The organism is Robiginitalea myxolifaciens, from assembly GCF_900115205.1.
Taxonomy (GTDB): domain Bacteria; phylum Bacteroidota; class Bacteroidia; order Flavobacteriales; family Flavobacteriaceae; genus Robiginitalea; species Robiginitalea myxolifaciens.
On record NZ_FOYQ01000001.1, the window covers coordinates 1 to 26,297 of the forward strand.

Sequence of the window (26,297 nt, forward strand, 5' to 3'; positions counted from 1 at the left end):
GTTACGCACCCGTGCGCCACTCGTCATCAGAAAAGCAAGCTTTTCTATGTTACCGTTCGACTTGCATGTGTTAGGCCTGCCGCTAGCGTTCATCCTGAGCCAGGATCAAACTCTTCATCGTAGATTCTTAAATTTGGTGAGATCATAAAAGATTATTTAAAATCCTCCTACCACCAGCAAAACCCCCGATCAAAAGCCCTCCCAACTCGGTCCAGGTTTTTTTAATATTTCCTTGACGGATGTTGTTTGTACTTACCAAGTTATAGCTCCCCCCGGCTAGGAAGGGATCTACACTTAATGCTGTATGTCATTATGTCAATGAACAAAAACAAACCGCCTCTCTAGACGGCTTCCTTTTTCTCTCGCCCCCAAGGTTCCCCTCAAAAGCGGGTGCAAATATAGGAGGTATTTTTTAAAAAACCACCACTATTTTTTCGAATTTTTTTTGACAAAAATTTACCTGCAGGGTTAACCCGCTAAGAATTAGAATTTTGCCGAAAAAGTCTTCTGAAAAAGGACATGGAAGATACTAAAAAGTAAAGGATTGAGCAATCAATATCCTCGCTTTTTTTCTTCCTTCCATTTATTAGTAAGCGTAACGTAGTCAAAATCGAGCACAGATTCCTGACGCTCTAACTGCTCCGCCGCAAACGCGCGCTGTAATATGTCCTCGATCAGGTAATCCTCATGTATGCTCTCCGGGTGAAATTCCTCCTTGATGGAAATATCGAACATCTTAGCCGTGGTCTGGTACCAGAAGGCGCGCCAGCCACTACGCAGCTCTTTGACCAGCTCAAAAGCCGTGATCCCTGTTTGCCTGTAAATGAGCTTGACAAGGATCTGCCCCTCAGTACGTGTTAGCTTTTTGAGCTCTTCCGAAAACTCCTCCTCAATAAAACGCTGGACTATTTTGGTGTAGGCCTTGCGCTTCCGAGGGGATTTAATTTTGCCCAGGCGATCATTCAGGGCCAGCAATCGCTCCGAGGCGAGTTTTGCATACGGGTATACCTTGAGTGTTTTACGCCTTAGGATATAATAACTCAGCTTCTCCTTATAGGAATCGAACTTAAGAGGTCCGAACAGGAAGACTTCCTCGAGTTCAATGGAACTGCGATATACCGAATCCCCCTCCACAATGATCAGCTTTTCCTGTACCGAGTCTAAAGGCTGGTCCTCCAACTGGCCGAGAACCAGCAGCGGACAACAGAAAAGAGCGAGCAAACCAATTATTTTCTTCATAATATCCTTAGGGACAAGGCCCCGTCAAAAGTAACGATTCGATGAGGCAAGTAGTATTAAATAAGTGTGAATATTGCTAAGTTTGTAACAAAGAATCGAATATGAAAACTGAGCAAATCCTGGATAAAAAAGCCCTGGATTTTTTTGAGCAATACCTCAACAACGCCTCTCCTACCGGATACGAATCCGAGGGGCAGAAATTGTGGATGAATTACCTGAAGCCGTATGTAGATGACTTCATCACAGACACCTACGGCTCGGCCGTGGCGGTGATTAACCCGGAAGCCGAATACAAAGTGGTCATCGAAGGCCATTCAGACGAAATCAGTTGGTATGTAAACTATATTACCGACGAAGGCCTGATCTACGTGATCCGCAATGGCGGAAGCGACCATCAGATCGCCCCTTCCAAATGGGTAAATATCCATACCAAGAAAGGGATCGTAAAGGGCGTTTTTGGCTGGCCGGCAATCCATACCCGCGACAAGTCAAAGGAACAGGCGCCCAAACTGGACAATATCTTTATTGATATTGGTGCGAAGAATAAGGAGGAAGTGGAGAAAATGGGTGTTCATGTGGGTTGCGTGATTACCTACCCGGATAGTTTCCAGGTTTTGAATAAGGACAAATTCGTTTGCCGTGCCATCGACAACCGGGCAGGAGGCTTTATGATTGCCCAGGTGGGTAGGCTGCTTAAAGAGAATGGCGTCAAGCTGCCCTTTGGCCTTTATATTACAAATTCTGTTCAGGAGGAAATCGGGCTGCGGGGTGCGGAAATGATCTCGCGCCGAATCAGGCCTAATGCTGCCATCATCACCGATGTTTGCCACGATACAACCACCCCGATGATCGAAAAGAAAAAAGAAGGGTTGATCGAAATGGGTAAAGGACCGGTTATTTCCTATGCCCCTGCGGTACAGAATAAATTGCGGGAGAAGATTATTGAAACTGCTGAGGAACACAAAATACCGTTCCAGCGTCTGGCGGCTTCCCGTTCCACGGGTACCGATACGGATGCCTTTGCGTACAGCGACCAGGGGGTAGCCTCTGCGTTGATTTCCCTGCCCTTACGTTACATGCACACCACGGTGGAAATGGTTCACAAAGACGATGTGGCCAACGTTATTCAATTGATGTATCAAACCCTTCTCAACATGAAGGCCGGGGAATCTTACAGTTATTTCGATTAACGCATGCAAGCGGCCGAGGAGTGGATCCCTATCTGGGAGCCGGACATGACGCCTACTGGCAGGACAGCGCTGAAAGCTGAGGCGCACCGAAATGGTTGGTGGCATCCCACGGTTCATATTTGGTGCTTTGATGCTGCTCGCAATGTATTGGTGCAGCGCAGGTCGGCCTCCAAAAAAACCTTTCCCGGGCTTTGGGACGTTTCCGTAGCCGGGCATGTCAGTGCCGGGGAAGAGATTGTAGATGCAGCCCTTCGGGAAATCCAGGAGGAAGTCGGGTATGAAGCAAAAGCTGGTGACCTGAAACTCCTGGGGATTTTCCCGGAGCGGAACCAGCATCCCGGAGGCATCGAGGATTACGAATTCCACCATTGTTTCACCCTTGAAATGCCCCTGCCCCATCCGCAGCTCACTCCGGAAACCGGGGAGGTCGATGCGCTGGCCTGGGTGCAACTCCTGACCCTGACCCAGGAAACGCTCGGACTCACCGCCCCGGGTAAATACGTACCACACGATCCCGAATACTATGGAGCCGTTTTTCGGGAAATCCGGCAACGGACGGTATTATAGAGACATATATCCGTACAGATCACGCATCCATTTCCAGAATTTGAATCTATCCTGTAAAGGATTCTTATGCGTACTGTACTGGTTTTAACCGTTTCCCTGCTACTCTTTTCATGTTCCCCGGATACTGATGACGAAAGAATCGGGATTTCAGGGGATAGTTTCCTGATCTTCGGACATTTCTTCGGAGAGTGCATTGGAGAAGGTTGCGTGGAGACCTTTAAATTAACGGAGTCGCAGTTGTTGGAAGATACCATCGATGACTATTCCGGGCAACAACTCAATTTTGAGGTGCTAAGCGATGCGCTTTATCAGCAGGTCAGGGATTTACCGGATTTCTTCCCCCTGGAATTACTCAACGAGAAGGAGGCTGTCATTGGATGTCCCGATTGCGCCGATGGTGGAGGGCTATTCATTGTCTATTCAAAAAACGGGACGCAACAAAGCTGGCGCATTGACCAGTCCAAGGGGAATGTTCCCGTATACCTCCACGATTTTATCGATCAGGTGAACGCACGAATTGCGTTGATCAACCAGTAAGTCCTTGTATTTAACGGAGCAACTGGGCTGCGAAGTCTTCCCACTGCGCCATGGAGAAAGTTGCTTGCTCCCCACTTTTCATTTCCCGAACAGTGAAATTGCCGGCCTTTAATTCCTCGTCACCAATCAAAATTACCCTGGGGACCCCGCGTTTATCGGCATACTTAAACTGTTTCCCCACTTTGGCGGCATTGGGATAGATGTCGGTGCGGACGCCTTTGGAGCGCAGGTTTAATACGAGCTTAAAGGCAGCCTTTGCTTCGGCTTCCCCAAAATTGATACAGAACACATCGAGTTGTTGATCTACACTGGGTGGAAATAGGCCTAATTGTTCCATCACCAAATAAATCCGATCCAATCCAAAAGAAATCCCCACACCGCTCAGGTCTTTTAACCCGAAAATACCGGTAAGGTCGTCGTAGCGCCCGCCACCTCCAATAGAGCCCATTTCCACGCCCTCTGGAGCGGCCACTTCAAAGATGGCACCCGTATAGTAGTTAAGGCCACGAGCAAGGGTAACATCGGGTACTAATGTGCTGGCGCGCAATCCAAGCGCATCGGTTTGTTCGAGAATGCTGCGCAAATCGGCCAGACCTTCCTGTCCTACTTCAGAATCGGATAGTAATTCCTCCAGCTTTTCAAAGCGACCCATGGCGTCCATGGTAGTATCCAGTAAGGGCTTCACCTTCTCAACGGCATCCGGAGCAAGTCCTTTCCCGAGCATTTCCTTTTCAACTCCGGCTGCACCTATTTTATCGAGCTTATCCAGAGCTACTGTAAAATCGATCAGCTTGTCGGATGCACCGATTACTTCTGCAATCCCTGCCAGGACCTTACGATGGTTGATCTTGATGGTAACTCCTTTAAGTCCTAATTGGTCAAATACCCGGTCGTATAGTTGTACGAATTCCAATTCCTGCAGGATTCCTGTGGCCCCTACTACGTCCGCATCGCACTGAAAAAATTCCCGGAACCTTCCGCGCTGTGGTCGATCGGCCCGCCATACAGGCTGGATCTGATACCGCTTAAATGGGAAGTCCAGTTCGTTCTGATGCATGACTACATAGCGCGCAAAGGGCACGGTCAGGTCATAGCGCAAAGCTTTCTCGCTAATTTTCGGGGTTAGGCTGTTAGCATCGCCTTTGGCCAATTCATCGGCACCTACTTTTGATAAAAAATCTCCCGAATTCAGGATCTTAAATATGAGTCGGTCACCTTCGTCCCCGTATTTACCCATAAGGGTGTCGTAATTCTCGAATGAAGGCGTTTCAATAGGTTGAAATCCAAAGCGCTCAAAGGCCTCCCGAATTACTTCTATAATATAGTAGCGTCGGGCAAGTTCTCCCGGTCCGAAATCGCGGGTGCCTTTAGGTATGCCAGGTTTCTGAGCCATAAATTTGAATTGCTTGCGGCAAATATACAGTTTAGCAAGATGCTATTCCTCCATAATGGATTCAAACCATTGGTAGAGCTCCCCCTTGGTGATTACCGCACCTTTTTTTATGAGCTCAAACTTATCGCGTTTCGGATCCCCGGAATAAGCCTTGGAGGCTGTAAGGTATTCGACAAAGTCGGATTGCCAGTTTTTGCGAAACCAGGTAAAACCTTCGGCAGTTCTCAGGTCTATCTCAGGGTTCATCACCTTTACGGAAAGTAGTTTCATTTCCTTTTCCCCACAGTCGAAGAGATGCATTTGCGCATCACTGATATTCTCCAGGTAACGAACACCGCCTAATACCCCTTCCCAGATCAGGTCGCTGAACACATCGAGCTCCTGTTCGGCCACCTCGGGTTGGTCTTCCTTAAGCCGGGCCCACTCTTCGGCGGTAATAGACTGCGTAGCCAGGAAGTTGATAAACTCCTGGTGCAATTCTTCGAATTGTTCTTTGGTAAGGCGGGTGTATTTCATGGTCAATTTGGATTTATACCAGCCCCTTTCGGTTGGCTGTAAATCAAAAGTCCACCCCTTAGCGGAGTGGACTTTATTATATTTGATTAATACCGGGAAATCAATGTCCTGGTACTATGCAGCGTTTTATTTCTGCTCGGGTACGACTTCAAAATCGAATTCTACCTGAACCTCGCGGTGCAGGCGGATATCTGCAGTATAAGGTCCGGCACGTTTAATAGCGCCACCTTTGATGCTGATAAACTTCTTCTCGATATCGTGTCCTTCTTTCTCCAAAGCTGCGGAGAGGTCGGCGTTGGTAACTGAACCAAAAAGCTTATCGGCTTCACCTACTTTAGCGCTGATTTTAACTTCCAGGCTTTTCAGGGCCTCGGCAGTTTTTTCAGCAGCTTCGATAGCTTGCTTTTCCTTATGTGCTTTCTGCTTCAGGTTTTCGGCCAGTACTTTCTTAGCGGAAGGAGTTGCCAAAACGGCTTTACCCTGAGGGATCAGGAAGTTTCTTCCGTATCCGTTGCGCACTGTTACCAAATCGTCTTTGAACCCTAGGTTCTCAACGTCTTGTTTCAATATCAATTCCATGGTTCCTCTCGCTTATTTTAATAGGTCTCCTTCGTACGGCATCAGGGCAAGGTGACGGGCACGCTTGATAGCCTGAGCTACTTTACGCTGGTATTTCAGCGATGTTCCTGTAAGGCGACGCGGTAAAATTTTACCTTGTTCGTTTACCAGTTTAATAAGGAAATCCGGATCCTTGTAATCGATGTACTTAATTCCGGACCGCTTGAAACGGCAGTACTTTTTTTCCTTCGAAGTTTCGATGTTCAACGGGGTGAGATATCTGATCTCTCCGTCTTTCTTTCCTTTTGCCTGTTGTTGTAATGTGGCCATGTCTTACGCTTTTGCTTTAAGTTTCTTACGACGCTTTTCCGCCCATTCTACGGCATGCTTGTCCAGCTTAACCGTTAAGAAGCGCATGATTCGCTCATCGCGCTTGAATTCTTGCTCGTAAGGAGTAATAACTTCACCAGGAGCAGTAAATTCAAAAAGGTGGTAAAAACCACTTTTTTTGTGCTGAATGGGATAGGCCAGCTTCTTCAGGCCCCAATCCTCCTTGGAGACCATCTTGGCTCCATTTTTGGTCAGGAAATCTTCGAATTTCCGTACTGTTTCCTCTATCTGCGTATCAGATAGAACGGGATTCAAAATGAAAACAGTTTCGTAATTGTTCATAAATTATTTTTCGTTTAAAAGGAGCGCAAAAGTAACAATTCCAAAAAGTATTTACAAGAAATCAGAAAAAACTTCGTTATAGCTACATGAATGTCAAATTCAAACTTAACCTATAACCCAAATCGAATGACAGTATTTCATGGTCATTAACACAACAATTGCTACCGTGTTTACAACTTATGTTGCATTTCACCGGTAATTTTGTGTATTTTGACGATGATTTAACCCCACAAATCAACCATTTATGAAACTTAGAAGTATTGTGGTTGATGATTCATCAATGCAACGTATGGCGGTTGCGAAATTGGTGAATAATCATCCAAATCTTGCCCTGGTCGCAGAGTACAGCAATGCGATCGAAGCCAAAAATGGCCTCAAAAACAACGAAATAGATCTGATTTTCCTCGATGTTGAGATGCCCATTATCAACGGCTTTGACCTGCTGGAATCTCTGGAAAACAGGCCTCAGGTTATCCTGATTACCGGGAAGCCCGACTACGCACTGAAAGCATTTGACTACGACGTTACCGATTACCTGCACAAACCCATTACTATGGCGCGGTTTGATGCTTCGGTAAAACGCGCTGTAACCAAGTACGAACAACTTCACAAAGTTGCTGAGGACGAAGAGCATATTTTCGTAAAAAGCAACCTGAAGAAACGCAAAGTTATCCTCAACGATATCAAGTGGATCGAAGCCCTTGGAGATTATATCAAATTGGTAACCGACGAAGCCAATATTGTGATCCTTTCTACCATGAAGGCCTTTGAAAAGCAATTACCCGAGGATAAATTCCTTCGCATTCACAAATCATACATTGTTAACCTCGAAAAGATCGAGAAATTCAACAGCAAGAATGTTGAAGTAAGCGGCCGATCTATTCCGCTCAGCCGGAACAAGAAAACTGAGTTGGCCGAAGCCCTTAGCAATGTCTAATTAAATGTAGTCTACATTATAGATCACACGAATACTCCTGAATTGTGAAATAGCATTAAAAGATCGTTCGATTCTTTTGATGCTATTTTTCGTTTGGGCAAGTCCCTGATTTGGAGGAAGTTTGATCAGGATATTCCGGATGTATTGATTTCGGATTCGCGCTATCGGGGGGAATTCAGGACCCAATACGCCGCGTGTAAAACGCTGACGCAGTGCCTGGTTGAACCAGTTGGAACCCTCCACTACCCTATTGAATTCTTTGTGTCGGAAAGTAATTTTGATCAGTCGGAGTGCCGGAGGATATTCAAATTGCTGTCGTTCGTAAAGTTGGTCTGCGAACATACCCAGATAATCATTGGCCGAAACCTGCTGAAGGATGCGATGGTTCGGGTTAAAGGTCTGTATAAGCACCAGGCCCCGGTCGCGGGTCCGACCGGCACGTCCGGCCACCTGGGTCAGTAATTGGAAACAACGCTCATGTGCCCGGAAATGGGGAAAATTCAATAAGGTATCGGCATTCATTATGCCGACCAGGCCCACATTTCGGAAATCGAGTCCCTTAGTAAGCATCTGGGTTCCCACCAGAATATCGATTTCGCGGGCTTCGAAATCCTGAATAACGCGCTGAAATCCATATTTCCCCCGGGTAGTATCCAGGTCCATGCGCCGCACGGCGGCATCCGGAAAGATTCTTGCAACCTCCTCTTCTACCTGTTCGGTCCCGAAACCTTTGGTGTCCAGCGTTACATTGCCACAGGCCTCGCAGTCCGGCTCCAGGTTGCGGTGATGTCCGCAATAATGACAGCGCAGTTCTTTGCGGTACTGGTGGAAGGTCAGGGAGACATCGCAATTGGGACATTGCGGGGAATGACCACAGCTCAGGCATTCGACAATCGGGGCAAATCCGCGACGATTCTGGAATAGGATTATTTGCCGGCCTTCGTTTAGCTGTTCTTCAATAGCCAGTTTAAGACGTTCCGAGAACCGTCCGTCCATCCGCTTTTTGCGCTGATACATCCCCAAATCGACCAGTTCCATTTCCGGAGGCAGGACATTGCCATACCTGCGTTTCATTTCTACCAGTGCGTATTTCCCGGTTTTGGCATTGTGGTAGCTCTCCACGGCCGGAGTGGCCGACCCGAGTAGTACCTGTGCCTTGTGATAGCCTGCCAGGACTATAGCGGCATCCCGGGCGTGATACCTCGGGGCAGGATCAAATTGCTTAAAGGTATTTTCGTGCTCTTCGTCAATAACCAGCAACCCTAATTTCGCAAAGGGGAGGAAAAGGGCAGATCGCGCACCCACAATGAGTCGGGCCCGCTCGGAATGAGACGCAATTCGCCGCCAAAGTTCGGCCCGCTCCTGCAAATTCAGGCGGGAATGAAATACAGCAACCTGTTCCCCGAAAACAGCTTCCAGGCGACGCACCAATTGTTCGGTCAGCGAAATTTCCGGAACCAGATACAGGGTTTGTTTCCCGGCCTCGAGTTGTTGGGAAATCAAGTGGATATAGATTTCTGTTTTACCCGATGACGTTATCCCGTGTAAAAGTGTTGGTTTCCCGGCGGCCAATCCCGTTTGAATTTCACCGAGAGCCCGCTGCTGCTCTTCGGTCAGTACGGGTAGCGTGCCTCCTCCACTTGCGTCATCGGTATCCAGTCGGGAAGTTTCCAGGAGGTATTCCTCCAGAATTCCTTTGTCGATCAATGCGTTGAGGCTGGGTCTTGAAGCACCCGAAGCCTTTAATAAATCCTTCGTTTTTACCGGCTTTTCCTTCCCTTGTTGCAGTTGGAATAGTTGCAGGACCAGGGCGCCTTGTTTAGGAGCTCGGCTTAAGGCCTCCATAGCCTCCTCCAGTGCAGACTCCTCTTGATACTGTGTGGCGAGGCGGGTAAATCGCTCAGCCTTGGGTTTAAATCGCTCCACGAGCTTTTCCTCCTGGATCACCCAACCCTTTCCTACCATGCCGTGAAGCAACGGCAACACATTTTTGCGATCCACAATCTGGCTGATTTCCTCCACGCTCAGGACATCCTGATGGCCCAATGCTTCCAGGATAAGGAAGGCATCATCGGGCAATTCGCCATCAGACTTCGGTGGAACACCCGCTTTAACACGAGTCTCGCTCTGAAGCAAGAATACCGAAGGTACAGCAGTGCGGAACACTTCCCCCAGCGTACACATGTAGTAGGAAGCAATCCAGATCCAGTGTCGCAACTGAATTTCGCTGACCAGGGGCTCCTGGTCCAGGACCCGATATATCTCTTTGGGCTCGTAGGCCTCAGGTTTCTCCTGATGACATTTTAGCACCAGGCCTGTATACAGTTTTCGCTTACCGAAGGGGACGGCCACCCGCATACCCACTTCCATTTGATCCAGCAAATCCGCAGGTATGGCGTAGGTATAATTCCTTTCGAGGGGAAGCGGGAGCAATATGTCGGCAAAATAGGTCATTCAAAAAAGCACCGGCCCTGCAGGCGGCGATATGGAAATTCAACTTTTCTCCTCCCCGGGATAACTCCTGCGGAGGTAATTCAAGGTGGCATTCAATTCAAAGCCCAGCAGGAGAATATTGGAGTTTAGCCAGATATAAACCATCAGAATCAATAAGCCACTCAGGGTTCCATACAGCTCATTGTATCGGGCAAAGCTATCGATATAAATCCCGAAAAAATAGGAGGTTAGAAGGATCAACAATGTGGTCATTAAGGCGCCGTAAGAAAAGAATTTCGCCTGTTTGCCCTCGGCGGTGCCAAAGTAATAGAGTATGGCCGTGGTCAGGTAAGTCAATAGGGTAAAGAATAAGAATTTACCGATGCGCGCGCCAAAGATTTCTCCTTCATCCAGTACTACCCCACTGGTTTTAGCGGTGAAGTCCGTAAGGTAGCCCAGTACGTAAAATTCGAAATAGACATAACCCACTGCACCAATAATCAACAACAAGGAAAGAATCAAACCCACCATGAGTGCATAGGCGTATTGCTTAAAGAAGTTTCTGGTGAGTTCAATATGATAGCTATTTTCAAATCCCCCGAAAATGGCATTAACGCCATTGGCCATCAGCAGAATAGAAATCAGAAAAGCAGAGGATAGCAATCCGCCTTGCTTGCGATCCCGGATTTGCTGAAAGATCTCTGTAAAGTAATCCCCGGTGGCGGCCGGCAGGAAACTTTCCATAAATTTTAGGAATTGCGTGTCAAATTCGGCATTGCCCAGACTTACGTATGGAATAATAAAGGGTATTAGGGTAATGAGGAAAATAAGCAGCGGAAACAGGGCCATAAAGAGACTAAAGGCAATGGCACTTGCCCGGGTCGACAAGGCACCTCCAATGATCCCTTTGACGTACATGACCAGCAAATCGTAGAGCGATAAGCCTTCGAAAGCAGGCAATTGAATGCGCCTCAGGAATAAAATCAACTGACGAATGATCGGCAGGCGTTCCAGTTTTTCTTCCAGTGATTCTCCCATTTAAACAGCTTTCAGGCTAAGGTCCATATTGGAAACGGAATGGGTCAGGGCCCCTGAAGAAATATAATCCACGCCACATTCGGCGTAGGCCCGCAAGGTTTCCGCCGTGATTCCTCCTGAGGATTCGCTCTGGCAGGAATCGCCAATAAGGGCAACGGCCTCCCGGGTCTGCTCGTAATTGAAATTATCCAATAAAATCCGGTGGATCCCGCCATTGTCTAGGATTTCCCGAACCTCATCCAGATCGCGGGCTTCTACAATAATTTTTAAATCCCTCCCGGTGCGTTCCAAATAACTTTTGGTTTTGCCAATCGCAGCAGAAATTCCCCCGGCAAAGTCAATGTGGTTATCCTTGAGCATGATCATATCGTAGAGCGCAAACCGATGGTTTTCTCCCCCTCCGATTTTAACGGCCCACTTTTCCAAAGCGCGAATTCCCGGTGTTGTCTTTCGGGTATCCAGAATCTTCGTGCCGGTACCTTCCAGCAAAGCCGTGTACTCCCTGGTCTTTGTGGCTATGGCACTCATACGCTGCATGGCGTTGAGCACCAGGCGTTCGGCCCGTAAAATGGCCTGTGAACTCCCACTGACGTAAAAGGCAACATCGCCGTAGCTTACCTGGGCGCCATCTTGCATTATCGGGTTAAATTCCAGTTCCGGGTCGGTCGCGGCAAACACCTGTCTCGCAAAATCTACCCCTGCCAAATAGCCTTCATCCTTTACAAGTAAGCGAGCTTTGCCCTTAGCCGTTTCGGGTATACAGGCCAGGGAACTGTGATCGCCATCGCCTACATCTTCGCGTAAGGCATTTGCGATTATATGGTCTATCTCCCACTGGAATTGTTCGGCTGAAATCATCTGCAAAAAATAAAGTCCTAAAGTACTAAATAGTTGTGTGAAAGTCCTGCAGGGAAAATGTCCCGATCCTTCCGGCTAAAGCAACTACCTTTGGGGTATGAAATTAGTATTGCTCGCCTGTGGCAAAACGCAGCCTGCTCAGCTGGAGCCGCTCATCGCAGATTTTTCCAAACGCATAAAGCGCTATCTCCCTTTCGAGATCATTTACACACGGGATTTGAAGTTTAAAGGGAATACCGATCCCGATTTTATGCGTCAAAAAGAAGGCGAGGTCCTCCTCAGTCAACTACAACCACAGGATCAGGTTTGGATCCTGGATGAAGCCGGGCGGCAGTTTACTTCCAGGGGGTTCGCAAAGCGTTTGCAAAAAGCAATGAATGCCGGGCCTAAACGGCTGGTTCTCATCATCGGCGGCGCCTATGGCTTTAGTCAAGAGGTTCGGGAGAAGGCGGATTTTTCCCTGAGCCTTTCAGAGATGACCTTTAACCACCAGGTAGTCAGACTCATGGCTGTGGAACAACTCTATCGCGCCCTATCAATCTTAAGGGGCGACCCCTACCACAACGATTAATGGGCTTGCCAAAAACAGCTTCCTAGTAGAGTACCCTGAATTTTATGGTGTGTTCGATCTTACGCAGGGCCCGGACCACTTCTTTATTGTAATCCTTATCCAAATCCGTAATTACATATCCCACCTGAGGGTCAGTAGAAAGGTACTGTCCGGTAATATTCATATCGAATTCGGCCAGTACTTTGTTGATGTGCGCCATGATTCCGGGAACATTCCGGTGGATATGCAGGAATCGGTGCGCATTCTGCTGTTTGGGCAAACGGATATTCGGGAAATTCACGGCATCAACAGTGCTCCCTGCGTTGATGTATTCCATGATCTTATTGGGAACAAAATCAGCGATGTCTCGCTGGGCTTCCTCGGTACTTCCCCCGATATGCGGGGTTAGGATTACGTTTTCCAGGCCGGCCAGTTCGGTCTGGTACTCCCCGTTACTTCTGGGTTCTTCAGGATATACATCGATGGCGGCACCTGCCAGCTTCCCGCTTTTAAGGGCGTTGCCCAGGGCGGGGATATCTACTACAAATCCGCGGCTCAGGTTAATGAGATAGGCCCCTTCACGCATGCGCGCCAGTTCCCGCTCCCCGATATAATTCTTATTGGCGGGGTTGTCGTCGATATGCAGGGTAACGACATCGGAGACCGAAAGAAGGTCTTCCAGGGTATTGCATTTTGTGGCGTTCCCCAGAGCGAGCTGTTCATCCACATCGTAATAATACACACGCATTCCCATAGCCTCAGCGAGAACAGAGAGCTGCTTCCCGATGTTCCCGTAGCCTACGATACCCAGGTTCTTTCCACGTATCTCGCGGGAATTTGCTGCCGTCTTGTTCCACTTCCCGCCGTGGATTTCTGTACTGCGCGGAAATATGCTGCGCATGAGCATGATAATTTCCCCTATCGCCAGTTCGACCACGGAGCGGGTATTGCTGTAGGGAGCGTTGAAAACGACGACCCCTTTTTCCTTGGCGTATTCCAGGGCTATTTGTGTGGTCCCGATACAAAAGGCACCCACAACCAGAAGTTTGTCTGCGGCATCAAGCACGCGTTGGGTTACCTGAGTTTTAGAGCGGATCCCGAGGACATGTACCCCCTTAATGCGCTCAATGAGCTCTTCCTCCGGCAAACTGTGCGATACGAGTTCAACGGAGAATCCATCTTCGGAAAGGTTATCAAAAGCTGCCGGGTGGACATTTTCCAGCAGTAAAATCTTAATTCGGTTCTTAGGGTAACTTAAGTTTCTAGGCAAATCGTTCACAAATAAAAATTCATCCAGGTTGGGTGCAATATGATCGGCATTGCGGGCCGCCTTCTCGCGATGTACATTTTCGGTATAGGCGAAGAATTTATCGGCTATTCCTGCCTCACGCATCACATAATCGCTGTATCCGTCTCCAATTACCTGGACCTCTCCGTCCAGGTCGAGTTGCCGGAGACAGGCGATCTTTCCATTATGAGTGGCCAGGACATTTTCTTTGTCGAAGCCAATAATCTTTCCTTCCGCATCTACTTCAAAAGTATTGGCAAAAACCCTTTCGGAAGGGATGTTGTATTCCGAGACAATAGGATCGATAAATTCCTTAAAGCCACAGGAAATAACGTAAATATCATCGGCATAATCTTCAAAGAATGCACGATTGGCGGTAATGGACTTACTGATCTTGTTCCGGAGCGCGTCAATAAGCGGAATGAGATCTTTCTCATGCGCATTGAGCAGCCGTATCCGTCGTTCCAGGGATTCCGTAAAGGATATATCCCCATCGATACCGAGGTTGGTTATCTCCTGGATTTTACGGATAATCTCTTCCCGGTCTTCCCTGTTTTCCAGGGTAAGTTCTGCCAGCACATCCAGGGCTTCGACCTGGGTAAGTGTACTGTCGAAATCGAATATGAATTTACGGGTGGAAATCGTTTGGTTTGATTGTTTTGCCATAAAACTGCCTCCTGGCTTCTCGCACTTTTCGGGGGTGAATATACTAAGTTTTCCCCGGCCACAATCGCTGCATTTCTTAATTCGAAACTCCCCGCAGCTCAGGCGGGATTCTATTGAAAATTTCGCGATTTAGCCTGCCCTTTTTTAAGAATACTGCAAGTGGAATTCTAAAGATTCAGAACCATCTCCGGGTTTGCAGGCAAAACTGTTTGAACTCGTTCCCAAACAGCCGGGACAACTGACGCTCTTCCGGTTGGATCTGAAAACGATTCATATAGGCGACATAACCAGCCGCAACTAAGGTGTTAAAGGCATTGCCTAAATGCAGTCCTAACGCCAGTAAGAACAAAAGCATTCCCAAATACATGGGATTTCGGGTAAACCGATATATTCCGGTAGTTACCAAATGAGATGCCGACTGCGGTTTGGTGGGATCGATCGTGGTTTTGTGCCGCGCAAATTGAATCAGAGCAATCCCTGCCACCAACACGGCCAGCACTACTAATAGCTTCATCAAGAGCTCGCGACCAAAAAAATCGAATTCCCCTACCGGCAGCGTGCGGTCTAACAGGAACATCAGGGCTCCGAAAATCAGAAATACAAGGGCCGGGGGAATTTTTAACTCCAGAAATTGCAGGTTTCGCATAGGCTGGTAAAAGTACTATTTTTGAGCGGTAAATCCATTGCCAAACACGCGCAGGAACCTAAGCTTTACCCCTATTGAAAACCCTGGTATTCGCAACGAATAACCCCCACAAACTGGAAGAAGTCCGGCAAATGCTCCCGGCTTCCATCGAGTTGAAATCCCTTAAAGATATCGGCTGCATGCAGGACATCCCGGAAACGGGAACAACCCTTGAAGCCAATGCCCGCTTAAAGGCGGAATTCATCCGCGAACGCTTTGGCTTGGATGTCTTTGCAGACGATACCGGGCTGGAAGTAGAAGCCCTGGACGGAGCCCCTGGTGTGTATTCGGCGCGTTATGCCGGAGAGCCGGGCAATAGTGCTGCTAACATGGCCTTGTTAATGGAGAATATGAAGGGCCAAGCCAATCGAAAAGCCCGCTTCAGGACGGTAATTGCCCTATTTTTAGCCGATTCCTACTATGAATTTGAAGGCATTGTTACTGGTGAAATCCTCGAAGCCGCCCAGGGAGAAAAAGGATTTGGGTACGATCCCCTATTCGCCCCGGAAGGACAAGCGCGTAGTTTTGCCGAATTCAGTATGTCTGAAAAAAATGAAATCAGCCACCGTGGCCGGGCATTCCGGAAGTTGCAGGCCTTCCTCGCACACCGTTAAGGCCTTCCTAAAAATTGGGAACAGGAGTATTTTTTTACGTTCTTAGCATTCCAACCGAAGGTGGATTTATGAAGTACTACTTTACCCTGTTATTTTTTCTTGCCCTTTCTACCGCCGTTATCGCCCAGGATACGACACCTGAAGGGAGCGAAAGCAGGGATTTCTCCGCCCGGGTAATCAATGCACAAACCCAACGACCGCTGGAAAGTGTTCACGTGGTAAACCTCAACCAGGTGGTGGGTACCATTACCGATGCACAAGGCGAATTTACTATTCGCGCAGCTGTGAACGATACCCTGTTTTTCTCCTATCTCGGTTTTAAAACACAAAAAATCCGGGTCACCAATGATATGTTCCGCTTCGCTGAAACCCAGGTTGAACTCACCGAATTGGCTTATGCCCTGGAAGAAGTTATCGTACAACCCTATCAGCTTACCGGTTTTCTGGACATCGATGTGCGTAACCTCCCGATGAACAATGCCTATCAGTACAGTATTTCGGGCTTACCGGTGAGTTATGAAGGAGGAAACAAGAGCCCGAATGCGGTTACCAAAGTCCTGGGTGCCATTATGAACCCCGCGGACCTGTTGCGGAATTTGTTTGGCCGCCATCCCCGTCAGATGCGGAAACTACGGCAAGTAAAGGAAGACGATCGCATTCGCGACCTGCTCGCATCTAAATTTGACCGGGAAACTCTTACGGAACTCCTGCAACTCGAAAAGGTTGACATCGAAGATATCCTTACAAACTGCAATTATTCTTCATCTTTTATCCGGACGGCAAATGACTTGCAAATCCTCGATGCCCTGAGCGCTTGCTATGAGGAATTCAAAGTGCTGAACCGGCAAAATTAATTTTACTTTTCGCCCGCCATTTTATAGTTTTAGGGCAAATCCTCGGCCCTATGCGGAAATTCCTGCCTTTGTTGCTCGTTGTAGCGCTTTTCTGGCAATGTAAACCCGAACCTAAAAAAGAAACAACACCTCCGGCTGAAGCGGAAAGTGCTGCGATCGAAGTAAAATCCGACAGCATCCCATTTCTCTGGGAGGCGGCTAACGTTTATTTCCTCCTTACCGACCGCTTCAACAACGGAAACCCGGATAACGATACCAACTTTGAACGCGATAACCCCACCGGACCCCTGCGCGGTTTTATGGGCGGGGATATTGCGGGGATTACCTCCAAAATTGAAACCGGATACTTCGATGCCCTCGGGGTCAATGCCATATGGTTTACCCCGGTTGTGGAACAAGTGCATGGGGATACCGATGAAGGTACAGGGAATACCTACGGTTATCACGGATACTGGACCAAAGACTGGACCGCTCTGGATCCGAATTTCGGAACTATGAAAGACCTGCGGCGGATGGTCGATGCTGCGCATGACAGGGGTATACGTGTGCTTATGGACGTGGTGATTAATCACACAGGGCCGGTAACCGAGGAAGATCCAGCCTGGCCCGAGGCCTGGGTTCGGCTCTCGCCTACCTGTGATTTTCAAACCTATGAAACTACAACTTCCTGCACCCTGGTAGATAACCTGCCAGATATCCGTACCGAAAGTGATGCGGGTGTAGAACTTCCCGATGCTTTGCTTGCAAAATGGAAGCAGGAAGGCCGCTTGAGTACGGAACTGGATGAATTGCAATTATTCTTTGAGCGCACCGGGTATCCCCGGGCGCCCCGATTCTATATCATTAAGTGGCTCACCGACTATGTCGGAGATCTCGGTATTGACGGTTTTCGTGTAGACACCGTTAAACATGCCGACGAGAAGGCCTGGAGTGAATTGTATACCGAGGCCGCTATCGCCTTTGAACGCTGGAAAAAACAACACCAGGATAAGGTGCTGGACGACACCCCATTCTACATGGTGGGAGAAGTTTACAACTATGGGATTTCCGGAGGGAGGTCTTTTGATTTCGGGGATCAGCAAGTAGACTACTTTGACCATGGCTTCAAGAGCCTAATCAACTTTGAGCTGAAATACGATGCGGCACAGCTCAGTTATGATAAAATCTTCAGTAAATACGACGGATTACTGCGGAAAGAGCTTTCTGGAAAATCTGTATTGAATTACCTGAGTTCCCACGACGATGGTGCCCCGTTCGATCCGAATCGGGAAATGCCGATGAAAGCGGCCAATGTGCTGATGCTAACTCCAGGAGCCTCTCAAATCTATTACGGTGATGAATCTTCCAGAAGCCTGGTGATCGACGGCACCGTCGGAGACGCCACCTTGCGCTCTTTTATGAACTGGGAAGAAATCGATTCCCTGGAATCGACGCAAAAGACCCTGGAGCACTGGCAAAAATTAGGGCAGTTTCGCGCGAAACACCCGGCTGTAGGAGCAGGCATCCACCAGCGCCTTTCCAGCAAACCCTATGTATTTAGCCGTAGCCTTACCGGTGAAGGCTACCGGGATAAGGTGGCCATTGGCCTGGATTTGCCTGAGGGACCTAAATCCTTATACGTACGTGGCTTTTTCGGAAATGGCACCAAGCTACTCGACGCCTATTCGGGACAGGAAGTAGTTGTGGAAAACGGACGTGTCGCTTTGGACAGTCCGTATACCATAGCATTGCTGGAAGTGCTTCCTTAAGTTCAATCCCCTTAATTGGACTTAGGTTCTGGAGTGCAGGGCCACACGATTCCCTTCAGAGTCTATGAATAATCCCATATATCCGTAACCTTCGGCAATCAGTTTTTTTTCCTGTACTATCGTTCCACCTGCTTTAGCTATCAGTTCCAGACTGTCCGCAACATCGGGACAATTGATATAAACCAGCGTACCGTGGGTTGGGCTGGGATGATAGAATTCCTCATGCCGGACCAGGGATCCGCCCGCACCAGCACCATCACTGACAAAAGGGAACCAACCCATTTCCAGCTCGCCCATTTGGTGTACTTCAATCTTAATATCAAACGCAGCCTCATAAAATGCTTTAGCACGTTGCATGTCGGTAACCGGTATTTCAAACCAGCCTACCATGTTCTCTTCTTTACTCATAATGCCTGAATATTAAGATTCCATTATTTGCTTAAGATCGGCCAGGCCTTCTTCAAAGTCCTTTCCAATCATTTTATCCATATTCATGAAAAGCAGCATAATGCGCATCGGAAACCCGCTTTTTCCTTCAAATCCCCAGGTCACAGCAGCTTTATCCGCTCCATTCGGTTCCACGTCTATATACGCCTGGGATGTGGATTTCCAGGGTTTTAAAAATCGCAATTCGCTTTCGACGCGTTGTCCGGGAATTATTTTCGTGATTTCCTGCTCCCCGGAACCTACCTCTTTGTTTCCTTCCCAGCGGCTTATCGCGCCTACCTCCCCATCGGTTCCTTCAAATTCCTTCTTCATATTGGGATCACGCTTTCCCCAGGGCGACCAGTCGTCCTGTTTTTTTAAGGATCGGATGTACTCAAAAACTTCGTCGGCGGGCCGGTTTATTACCGCGCTCCTCTCGGCCTTGTAGGATGAGGGGCCTGCCAGATAAAGCAACAGGATCAAGCCCACTATCCCGAGGATAATGTATAGTACTAGCATATCGATTAGGTTTGGATAAAAGATACAAAAATTCAGGGGGACTCCTGATATCTCGAAATGATATCTTCTACAGATTTAATGGTCTTTTTGGTCCAATCCAACCGAATTTCATCTCTTTGTTTTTCAGGAATTTGCCAGGGAATGTCACTGGCGTTTAGCCGGGAACGTAGCGTATTGAGCACTATCGCTGCAGCCACCGACACATTGAGGCTTTCGGTAAAGCCATACATGGGAATCTTTAGTTTACAATCGGCCTGATTTAGCACGACATCGCTAAGGCCTTCCTTTTCGGTCCCGAAGAACAGGGCTATTGGAACATCCAAAGGTAGTTCCTGCGGAGCAATTGCCGATACATGGGGTGTCGTGGCCACTATTTTATATCCCTTGGCGCGAAGGGACTCCATACAAGCTGCAGCGCTGACCTGCCGATGGATACTCACCCATTTCTGGGCACCGAGGGCAATATTCTTGTCGAGACGGCGTCCAAACCGATCTTCGATAAGGTGAACGTCCTGAATTCCGAAAACATCGCAGGATCGCACCACTGCGCTGGCATTGTGCAATTGGAAGACATCCTCAAGTACGACTGTGATGTGCCGCGTGCGCCAATCCAGGATCTCTTCAAAACGCTGCAGGCGGGATGGGGTCAGATATCCCTGTAAATAAGATAGTAAATCTGGTTTGCGCTCTGGCATTTTGGCTAGGGTTTCGATTTTTGTCCCGCAACTAAAAGTAGTAAATTTCCGGGGCGGAGATGAAACGAATCGTGGTACTTAGCGGCGCCGGAATGAGTGCGGAAAGTGGAATCAGTACCTTCCGGGACGCTGGCGGGTTATGGGAAGGGCACGATGTTATGGAAGTAGCTTCCCCCGAGGGATTTGCACGGAATCCCGCATTAGTCCAGGATTTTTACAATCAGCGCCGTCGGCAGCTTCACGAGGTAAAACCCAATGCCGGACACAGCGCCCTGGTTGAACTCGAAAAATTCTTTGAAGTATCTATTGTAACCCAAAATGTAGATGACTTGCACGAAAGGGCAGGTAGCAGCCACGTATTGCACTTGCATGGGGAATTGCGAAAGGTCCGCAGTACGGGTCCAACAGCTGCTGTTTTTCCGTGGAAAGAAGATTTAACCCCGGACGACCGTTGTCCGGATGGCTTCCCGCTGCGTCCACACATTGTGTGGTTCGGGGAGGAAGTACCCTTGCTGGGGCCCGCAGCTCATATAACGGCTCAGGCCGATGTTTTGATCATTGTCGGTACGTCAATGCAGGTCTATCCCGCGGCTGGGCTGGTGCATTACAAGCAACCCGGGGTGCCCCTCTATTTTGTCGATCCCAACCCGGCAGTAGTTCCGGACCAGTACGATTCCCTTGAAATTATCCCCGAAAAAGCCGGTGCAGGTCTTACTACTCTGGCCGAGCGTTTAGCGTATACAAGGCTCTAGTGCGGTCCGCCCAGGCCACTAAGGCCTGACGTTCGGTCTCACTCAATCGGGCCTCACTGTGTGCCCAGGTATAGGAATTAAGCGGCATTTCCCCGGATTTCACTTCCTCTACAATTTCCTCCAATTTGTGGTCTTTGCGATCTGCGGGATAGCCACTCCACTCTGAGAAATTCAAGTTTCCTTTGCCGTGGTCTATATGGTCCGCCAGCCAATAGGAAACCGGCGCTACCTGACTGTACCAGGGATAGGTGGTTTGGTTGCTGTGGCAATCGTAACAAGCACCGGAAAGTATTTCCCGCACTTCCTCCGGGGGATTGGTTTCCTCCAGGAAGACATCCAGGTGGCCCGGTTCGGCTGTATTGAGCTCGGGGCGGTAGAACTGAATCGCCACCAGGGCTATAAGCAAGGTCCAGCCTATTTTTTTTACTAAATTGGATCGCATGGTTGTTTCTTTTGGTGTTGTTTAGGTTAAATGTATGGTATTGGACCCTAAAGCTCAATTAATTAACAGATTGGATTATGTGGATGCCACGCGCATAGCCCGGGGACAGGCTGCACGGGAAATCCTCGATAATCCGGATGAATTCGGCACCTTATTGGAAATAGCTATGACCGAAAAAGGGGTTATCGGACATCGTGCCTGCTGGGTAACCGAATTTGTCTGCAAGGAGAATTTACGGCTCATGGAACCCCATCTGGACTATTGGGTGTCTATGCTGCCCGGTCTTACTGACGAATCCGCTATCCGGCCTATGGCCAAGCTAAGTGAAATGCTTTGTGAATACCATGAGAAAACCGACCAACCCTTCACAACCTGGACAGCGGAATTCCGGGAAGAACTGATCGCGGTTTGTTTTGACTGGCTTATCGGGCCGCATAAGGTGGCGCCCAAAGCCTTTAGCATGCGATGTCTTTATTTGCTTGGAAAAGAATTCGACTGGGTTCACGACGAGCTGCGTGCCACGCTCTTAAAAGGCTATCCAACCGGAAGTGCCGGTTACAAATCCCGGGCAGGTCATTTGCTCAAGAAACTGGAAAAATCGGCTTAATCGCTATCTTTGCACTTTCCTAATCTGGACCTGGACCATGAATTTCGATGCCTTAAGTGCCATTTCCCCAATAGACGGACGTTACCGCTCCAAAGCCGAGCCCCTGGCCGATTACTTCTCAGAAGCAGCCCTGATCAAGTATCGCCTGCAAATTGAGGTAGAATATTTTATCGCGTTATGCGAACTGCCCCTACCCCAACTATCCGATTTCCCCAAAGCCAAATGGGAGGATTTACGAGCTATTTACCGGGGTTTTGACCTGGACGATGCCCGGGCCATTAAGGAAATTGAAAAAACGACCAACCACGATGTCAAGGCCGTAGAATACCACCTCAAAAATCAGTTTGATTCCCTGGGGTTGCAGCCTTACAAAGAATTTATCCACTTCGGGCTAACCTCCCAGGATATCAACAATACAGCCATCCCTTTATCCTTAACCGAGGGCATCAATGCCTGCTACGTTCCCCGGTATCAGGAATTGCTCCAGAAAATTGAAGCCCTTGCAAAAGAATGGCAAAACGTACCTATGCTGGCACGTACCCACGGGCAACCGGCCTCCCCTACCCGTCTGGGTAAAGAAATCCAGGTCTTTGTGGTACGCCTAAAAGAACAGTTCGATCTGCTCAACGACGTTCCTTCGGCAGCGAAATTCGGAGGCGCTACCGGGAATTTCAATGCACATGCTATTGCTTATCCCGATATCGACTGGCAGGAATTCGGGCGTAATTTCGTGCAGGAAAAATTGGGCTTGCATTATTCCTTTCCAACCACACAGATTGAGCACTACGACCATATGGCCGCCCTGTTCCACGGGCTTAGCCGGATCAATACCGTGCTCATTGACCTGAACAGGGATTTTTGGAGTTATATCTCCATGGACTATTTCAAACAGCAAATCAAAGCAGGTGAGGTAGGTTCCAGTGCCATGCCCCATAAGGTAAACCCTATCGATTTCGAAAATTCGGAAGGAAATCTTGGAGTAGCCAATGCGCTATTCGGACACCTGGCAGCAAAACTCCCTGTCTCCCGCTTGCAGCGAGATCTTACCGACAGTACCGTCCTCCGGAATATTGGCGTCCCGCTGGCCCATACCATCATTTCCCTTGAAGCTACATTGAAAGGGCTCAACAAGCTGCTGCTGAACGCAGATAAAATCGAGGCGGATCTTGAAGGCAATTGGGCTGTGCTGGCCGAAGCTATCCAGACTATTTTACGCCGGGAGGGATATCCCAATCCCTACGAAGCGCTGAAAGGGCTCACCCGTACCAATTCCAAAATAACCGAGGAAACCCTGAACGTATTCATAAACGACCTTGATATTAGTGAAAATATCAAGGCCGAATTACGTGCATTGCGCCCGGAAAACTACACCGGGATTTAAGCCTTTATTTATTGATTTGTACCTCGTGTGGATAAGGAATTTCAATTCCTGCCTTATCAAGTGCCAGTTTGCATCCTTCGTAGGTGGCAAAGTACACATCCCAATAGTCGTCCGGAGTTGCGTAAGGACGAACCGCAAAATTTACAGAGCTGTCTGCCAGTTCCAGCACATTCACTGAAGGCGCTGGGTCCTTTAGGACTTTGGGGTTGGAGGTGAGCACCTCCAGCAATACCTCCTTAGCTTTCTGGATATCCTCATCGTACCCGATCCCGATAACCGTATCGACCCGGATCTTGCCCTGGGCAGTATAATTGATAATATTTCCATTGGCCATAGCCCCGTTGGGTACGATGGCGAGCTTGCTTTCAGGTGTGGAAAGCTTGGTAGTGAAGATTTCGATTTGCTTGACCACCCCCAGTACTCCCTGGGCTTCGATCAGGTCGCCGATCTTGTATGGCTTGAAGATCATGATCAGCACCCCTCCGGCGAAATTGGAGAGCGATCCCTGCAAGGCCAGCCCTACTGCCAAGCCAGCGGCGGCAATTACGGCGGCAAAAGTAGTGATGTCCACACCGAGCTGACCAACCACCACAAGGATAAGCACAACTTTTAAGGTCCAGTTGAGCAAGTTCAGCAGAAAACGCTGCAGGCTTTCGTCGTAGTTGCTCTTGTTCATTACTTTGCGCAAGGCGCCCATGATCTTTTTGATCACCCAGGATCCTACGATAAATACAAGAATCGCCCCTATGAGTTTGGGGCCGTAATCAATTACGAATTCGGCTATTTTGTCATACCAGATCTGTGCTTGTTCCATAGTGTCTTATTAAAGGAGATTATATTCTACTCGTTAGACACCAATGTAGGGATTCGGTCACAATAAAAGAAATCCCGCCTATAGCTATAAGCGGGATTGTCTTCTCGGTATAACCAGCAGTAATCGACTGGTAATGCTCTTGGTACAGTAATATTAACCCTTAAAGATGCCTCGTAACTGCGACAGGCCTTCGGTGTCAAAATCGTCCTGCTCCAGGGACTGCATGAGTTGTGCAAAATGAACAGGGTTCATATCCTTTCCTAAAATGCGGATTAAGGCAAACCCGTCTTCGGTATTATCGCCATAAATGATAACCTCATCGATCGCATCCTCATCGCCCAGATATTTAATTACGCCCTTACCGTACTTGGTATTTAACTTCATAAGCTCTTTGTACTTCTCATTCTTGAGAATAGCTTTTACGGTATTGCGTTCGACCTGAAATTCGGCCTCGTTGTTCTCCGTAAGGCGGAATGCCAGGATGTTGAGTTTGCGTACCGAGCGCATGGCATTCAACTCGGTTTCCCCCAAATCTGTTTCTTCCAGCTTAAGGATATTCGCAGGAACATCTACGGCGAGGAAATTGGGATTCTGTGCATTATCTACATAATACTCCTGCAAGCTCTGGGTTGCAGAGCAGGAGGAAAATAGCAAGAGCAGCCCAAAGGCGGCAGCCAGCCAGAGTTTAGAGGAATACAGTCGGTTCATTTTATTCGTTTTTTGAAAACCCGGGATTCAGAAGAATCCCGGGGTATTTTGATTGTTGATTGTCTTGCGGAGTATTTCCTGGTCCTTTGTATAACCCCCGGAATGCTCCTTAATTCTTACCTGCCTTGTTCAATTCTTCCGGCAAGTTCATTTTATTGGTCAGGGAACCAATTTTGGTCAGGTCAATGTCGCCGGTAAGGGTCAACAGTACCGTTTCAATCTGACGGTCGTCTACCTCAACGTCCATGTTCTTAATTCCGGTCACAAACATGAGCAATTCACTAACATGGTCGCTGTCTTTTCCTTCACGGATATAGAACTTCACGTTGGCATCTTTATCCTTCACGCGCATCAGCTCGCTCAAGGAGGAAGATTTCAGGTAACGGTCTACGGTAGCCTTCATATCAGCTGAAATTGCCTTGTCTTCTGTTGCGAATACCTTAACCCCGGTGAGGCTTTGGGCAATTTCCATAAACTCCTTGGCTTCAGGATCATCTACATCCATATCCATCTTAACCAGGAGTTCGAACATGTTTTTGTTGACAATTACCGAGCTTACCTCATCCATATCCTCATATTTATCGAAGATAGATTGGGCACCGGCCAGCATAGGGGCCAGTAAAATGGCTGCAATAATAAAATACTTCTTCATGATTTTAAGTTTCTAATTTTTGTAAATCTTTTGTTTTGCTTCATCGAATTCTGCGATATAGGCAACCTTTTCAGTGCCTCTATCGAGGTTTTGCGCGATCATCCCCAGAGCTTTCCGGGTTTCATTATAGGCAAATTCGGCCTCGCGCTGCTCCCGGTATCTATTACCGAAATACAAACCGAACATCAGGACGCCTACTGCGGCAACGGATAACCACCGATAATCAAATCTTCTGGTTTTTAGCGGCACCTGCCCAGTAAAGCGTTCGTCTCTTGCTTCGGAAAAGTAGGCGAAGAGCGGGCGGTAAGCCTCCAGCTCGGGGGCTACCTGATCTCCAGAGAAATATTCCCGAAGCTGAGCTTCTTCAGCAACGGTAGTTTCCCCCTCCAAATACTTTCCCAATACTATTTTTACACTAGCCAATTCCATAGCGATGTTTTTCTAAAAGTTGTTCCCTGACAGCCTTGCGGGCCCTTGATAGTGCCACACGAACAGCTGTAGGTTTCATATCCAGCATCTTTTCAATTTCTTCGAACTCATAGGATTCTACATCCCGGAGCTGAAGGATCAGCCTTTGCTGTTCTGGCAATCCTTCTACGATCTTCCCCACCCAATCCAGGCTGTCTTTAACCTCTACTTGTTTTTGGAGGGAAGTCTGACCATCTGTATAATTACTGTGTACCAGTTTCAGGTTCCCGGATTGTTTGGATTTCAATCGATCCAGGCAGAAATTTTTGGTCATGGTCATCGCAAACGCTTCCACGTTGGCGTATCGTTCCATTTTCTTTTTCCCGGCCCACAGTTTCATCAGAATCTCCTGGGTGGCGTCCTCGGCCTCCTCTGAGGAAATCAGCAGTCGCTTCGCAAGCCGGTACAGCTTATCCTTAAAAGGATTCACGATCTGCATGAATTCATTCTGTGTCATTATCGGTTGATCGGTTGTTGTTATCACCTTATC

The 26,297-nt window shown here is 48.3% G+C and carries 31 protein-coding genes and 1 rRNA gene; 11 read left to right on the plus strand and 21 right to left on the minus strand.

Going from position 1 to position 26,297, the window contains the following annotated elements:
* Both BM318_RS00005 and BM318_RS00010 read right to left on the minus strand, forming a co-directional pair.
* A 16S ribosomal RNA gene (locus tag BM318_RS00005) occupies positions 1 to 121 on the minus strand; the annotation flags it as partial.
* A 431-nt stretch (positions 122 to 552) separates the two neighbouring features.
* Positions 553 to 1,239, minus strand: a complete 687-nt coding sequence (locus BM318_RS00010; RefSeq protein WP_092979666.1) for a DUF4294 domain-containing protein — start codon at positions 1,237 to 1,239, stop codon at positions 553 to 555.
* Positions 1,240 to 1,340: 101 nt separating this feature from the next.
* Here BM318_RS00010 and BM318_RS00015 point away from each other — a divergent pair, with 101 nt between their 5' ends.
* From BM318_RS00015 to BM318_RS00025, 3 genes are all read left to right on the plus strand, one after another.
* Positions 1,341 to 2,429 carry a M42 family metallopeptidase gene (locus BM318_RS00015; RefSeq protein ID WP_092979668.1) on the plus strand — a complete coding sequence of 363 codons (1,089 nt, stop codon included), beginning with the start codon at positions 1,341 to 1,343 and terminating at the stop codon, positions 2,427 to 2,429.
* Positions 2,430 to 2,432: 3 nt separating this feature from the next.
* The gene (locus BM318_RS00020; RefSeq protein ID WP_092979669.1) at positions 2,433 to 2,996 is read left to right on the plus strand and encodes an NUDIX hydrolase; all 564 of its coding nucleotides are present in this window, start codon (positions 2,433 to 2,435) and stop codon (positions 2,994 to 2,996) included.
* Between the two features lie 66 nt (positions 2,997 to 3,062).
* Positions 3,063 to 3,533: a hypothetical protein gene (locus tag BM318_RS00025; RefSeq protein ID WP_092979670.1), complete on the plus strand. Its 471-nt coding sequence runs from the start codon at positions 3,063 to 3,065 to the stop codon at positions 3,531 to 3,533.
* 10 nt (positions 3,534 to 3,543) lie between these two features.
* On the opposite strand, the gene hisS is transcribed toward BM318_RS00025, so the two are convergent.
* The 5 genes from hisS to rpsF form a co-directional block, all read right to left on the minus strand.
* Positions 3,544 to 4,926 (minus strand): histidine--tRNA ligase, encoded by a 1,383-nt coding sequence (gene hisS / locus BM318_RS00030; protein ID WP_092979671.1) that lies wholly within the window; start codon positions 4,924 to 4,926, stop codon positions 3,544 to 3,546.
* A 42-nt stretch (positions 4,927 to 4,968) separates the two neighbouring features.
* A complete protein-coding gene (locus tag BM318_RS00035) occupies positions 4,969 to 5,442 on the minus strand; it encodes a DUF6495 family protein (RefSeq protein WP_092979674.1) in 474 nt (157 codons plus the stop codon).
* A gap of 126 nt (positions 5,443 to 5,568) precedes the next feature.
* Positions 5,569 to 6,021 (minus strand): 50S ribosomal protein L9, encoded by a 453-nt coding sequence (gene rplI / locus BM318_RS00040; RefSeq protein ID WP_092979676.1) that lies wholly within the window; start codon positions 6,019 to 6,021, stop codon positions 5,569 to 5,571.
* Between the two features lie 12 nt (positions 6,022 to 6,033).
* Positions 6,034 to 6,330 (minus strand): 30S ribosomal protein S18, encoded by a 297-nt coding sequence (rpsR, locus tag BM318_RS00045; protein ID WP_092979678.1) that lies wholly within the window; start codon positions 6,328 to 6,330, stop codon positions 6,034 to 6,036.
* A 3-nt stretch (positions 6,331 to 6,333) separates the two neighbouring features.
* Positions 6,334 to 6,672 carry a 30S ribosomal protein S6 gene (gene rpsF / locus BM318_RS00050; protein WP_092979681.1) on the minus strand — a complete coding sequence of 113 codons (339 nt, stop codon included), beginning with the start codon at positions 6,670 to 6,672 and terminating at the stop codon, positions 6,334 to 6,336.
* A gap of 244 nt (positions 6,673 to 6,916) precedes the next feature.
* Here rpsF and BM318_RS00055 point away from each other — a divergent pair, with 244 nt between their 5' ends.
* The gene (locus BM318_RS00055; RefSeq protein ID WP_092979682.1) at positions 6,917 to 7,609 is read left to right on the plus strand and encodes a LytR/AlgR family response regulator transcription factor; all 693 of its coding nucleotides are present in this window, start codon (positions 6,917 to 6,919) and stop codon (positions 7,607 to 7,609) included.
* Here BM318_RS00055 and priA read toward each other — a convergent pair whose 3' ends face one another.
* From priA to nadC, 3 genes are read right to left on the minus strand one after another with little or no spacing between them, the layout of a single operon-like run.
* On the minus strand, positions 7,610 to 10,063 hold the full coding sequence (gene priA, locus BM318_RS00060; RefSeq protein ID WP_092979684.1) for a replication restart helicase PriA: 2,454 nt from the start codon (positions 10,061 to 10,063) through the stop codon (positions 7,610 to 7,612). It lies immediately after the preceding gene.
* Positions 10,064 to 10,102: 39 nt separating this feature from the next.
* A complete protein-coding gene (locus tag BM318_RS00065) occupies positions 10,103 to 11,080 on the minus strand; it encodes a YihY/virulence factor BrkB family protein (RefSeq protein ID WP_092979686.1) in 978 nt (325 codons plus the stop codon).
* Positions 11,081 to 11,938, minus strand: a complete 858-nt coding sequence (nadC, locus tag BM318_RS00070) for a carboxylating nicotinate-nucleotide diphosphorylase (RefSeq protein WP_092979688.1) — start codon at positions 11,936 to 11,938, stop codon at positions 11,081 to 11,083.
* Positions 11,939 to 12,035: 97 nt separating this feature from the next.
* On the opposite strand from nadC, the gene BM318_RS00075 reads away from it, so the two are divergent.
* Entirely contained in the window at positions 12,036 to 12,509 is a 474-nt protein-coding gene (locus tag BM318_RS00075; protein ID WP_092979689.1) for a 23S rRNA (pseudouridine(1915)-N(3))-methyltransferase RlmH, read from the plus strand.
* A gap of 22 nt (positions 12,510 to 12,531) precedes the next feature.
* Here BM318_RS00075 and serA read toward each other — a convergent pair whose 3' ends face one another.
* Together serA and BM318_RS00085 are read right to left on the minus strand one after the other, a co-directional pair.
* Complete coding sequence (gene serA, locus BM318_RS00080; protein ID WP_092979691.1) at positions 12,532 to 14,442, minus strand: phosphoglycerate dehydrogenase; 1,911 nt, start codon at positions 14,440 to 14,442, stop codon at positions 12,532 to 12,534.
* 175 nt (positions 14,443 to 14,617) lie between these two features.
* Positions 14,618 to 15,088, minus strand: a complete 471-nt coding sequence (locus BM318_RS00085) for a methyltransferase family protein (protein WP_245759692.1) — start codon at positions 15,086 to 15,088, stop codon at positions 14,618 to 14,620.
* Between the two features lie 74 nt (positions 15,089 to 15,162).
* Here BM318_RS00085 and BM318_RS00090 point away from each other — a divergent pair, with 74 nt between their 5' ends.
* The 3 genes from BM318_RS00090 (at position 15,163) to BM318_RS00100 (ending at position 18,343) form a co-directional block, all read left to right on the plus strand.
* Complete coding sequence (locus BM318_RS00090; protein WP_092979693.1) at positions 15,163 to 15,741, plus strand: non-canonical purine NTP diphosphatase; 579 nt, start codon at positions 15,163 to 15,165, stop codon at positions 15,739 to 15,741.
* Between the two features lie 68 nt (positions 15,742 to 15,809).
* On the plus strand, positions 15,810 to 16,595 hold the full coding sequence (locus BM318_RS00095; RefSeq protein WP_092979695.1) for a carboxypeptidase-like regulatory domain-containing protein: 786 nt from the start codon (positions 15,810 to 15,812) through the stop codon (positions 16,593 to 16,595).
* Between the two features lie 50 nt (positions 16,596 to 16,645).
* Positions 16,646 to 18,343, plus strand: a complete 1,698-nt coding sequence (locus tag BM318_RS00100; protein ID WP_092979697.1) for an alpha-amylase family glycosyl hydrolase — start codon at positions 16,646 to 16,648, stop codon at positions 18,341 to 18,343.
* A 21-nt stretch (positions 18,344 to 18,364) separates the two neighbouring features.
* On the opposite strand, the gene BM318_RS00105 is transcribed toward BM318_RS00100, so the two are convergent.
* From BM318_RS00105 to BM318_RS00115, 3 genes are read right to left on the minus strand one after another with little or no spacing between them, the layout of a single operon-like run.
* Entirely contained in the window at positions 18,365 to 18,751 is a 387-nt protein-coding gene (locus tag BM318_RS00105; RefSeq protein ID WP_092979699.1) for a VOC family protein, read from the minus strand.
* Positions 18,752 to 18,763: 12 nt separating this feature from the next.
* The gene (locus BM318_RS00110; RefSeq protein ID WP_092979701.1) at positions 18,764 to 19,288 is read right to left on the minus strand and encodes an SRPBCC family protein; all 525 of its coding nucleotides are present in this window, start codon (positions 19,286 to 19,288) and stop codon (positions 18,764 to 18,766) included.
* A 32-nt stretch (positions 19,289 to 19,320) separates the two neighbouring features.
* The gene (locus tag BM318_RS00115) at positions 19,321 to 19,983 is read right to left on the minus strand and encodes a TrmH family RNA methyltransferase (RefSeq protein ID WP_092979703.1); all 663 of its coding nucleotides are present in this window, start codon (positions 19,981 to 19,983) and stop codon (positions 19,321 to 19,323) included.
* A gap of 59 nt (positions 19,984 to 20,042) precedes the next feature.
* Here BM318_RS00115 and BM318_RS00120 point away from each other — a divergent pair, with 59 nt between their 5' ends.
* Entirely contained in the window at positions 20,043 to 20,735 is a 693-nt protein-coding gene (locus BM318_RS00120) for an SIR2 family NAD-dependent protein deacylase (RefSeq protein WP_092979704.1), read from the plus strand.
* Here BM318_RS00120 and BM318_RS00125 read toward each other — a convergent pair.
* The gene (locus tag BM318_RS00125) at positions 20,698 to 21,177 is read right to left on the minus strand and encodes a heme-binding domain-containing protein (protein WP_092979706.1); all 480 of its coding nucleotides are present in this window, start codon (positions 21,175 to 21,177) and stop codon (positions 20,698 to 20,700) included. The genes BM318_RS00120 and BM318_RS00125 overlap by 38 nt on opposite strands.
* Positions 21,178 to 21,217: 40 nt before the next feature.
* Here BM318_RS00125 and BM318_RS00130 point away from each other — a divergent pair, with 40 nt between their 5' ends.
* Together BM318_RS00130 and purB are read left to right on the plus strand one after the other, a co-directional pair.
* The gene (locus BM318_RS00130) at positions 21,218 to 21,784 is read left to right on the plus strand and encodes a hypothetical protein (protein ID WP_143099891.1); all 567 of its coding nucleotides are present in this window, start codon (positions 21,218 to 21,220) and stop codon (positions 21,782 to 21,784) included.
* A 37-nt stretch (positions 21,785 to 21,821) separates the two neighbouring features.
* Complete coding sequence (gene purB, locus BM318_RS00135; RefSeq protein WP_092979710.1) at positions 21,822 to 23,165, plus strand: adenylosuccinate lyase; 1,344 nt, start codon at positions 21,822 to 21,824, stop codon at positions 23,163 to 23,165.
* A gap of 4 nt (positions 23,166 to 23,169) precedes the next feature.
* Here purB and BM318_RS00140 read toward each other — a convergent pair whose 3' ends face one another.
* From BM318_RS00140 to BM318_RS00160, 5 genes are all read right to left on the minus strand, one after another.
* A complete protein-coding gene (locus BM318_RS00140) occupies positions 23,170 to 23,979 on the minus strand; it encodes a mechanosensitive ion channel family protein (protein ID WP_092979712.1) in 810 nt (269 codons plus the stop codon).
* A gap of 153 nt (positions 23,980 to 24,132) precedes the next feature.
* The gene (locus BM318_RS00145; RefSeq protein ID WP_092979713.1) at positions 24,133 to 24,687 is read right to left on the minus strand and encodes a DUF4252 domain-containing protein; all 555 of its coding nucleotides are present in this window, start codon (positions 24,685 to 24,687) and stop codon (positions 24,133 to 24,135) included.
* Between the two features lie 109 nt (positions 24,688 to 24,796).
* Positions 24,797 to 25,339, minus strand: coding sequence for a DUF4252 domain-containing protein (locus tag BM318_RS00150; RefSeq protein WP_092979715.1), 543 nt, complete (start codon positions 25,337 to 25,339; stop codon positions 24,797 to 24,799).
* A 12-nt stretch (positions 25,340 to 25,351) separates the two neighbouring features.
* Complete coding sequence (locus tag BM318_RS00155; protein WP_092979716.1) at positions 25,352 to 25,768, minus strand: hypothetical protein; 417 nt, start codon at positions 25,766 to 25,768, stop codon at positions 25,352 to 25,354.
* Positions 25,755 to 26,264, minus strand: a complete 510-nt coding sequence (locus tag BM318_RS00160; protein WP_092981988.1) for an RNA polymerase sigma factor — start codon at positions 26,262 to 26,264, stop codon at positions 25,755 to 25,757. The genes BM318_RS00155 and BM318_RS00160 overlap by 14 nt, the downstream gene beginning before the upstream one ends.
* Positions 26,265 to 26,297 lie beyond the last annotated feature (33 nt).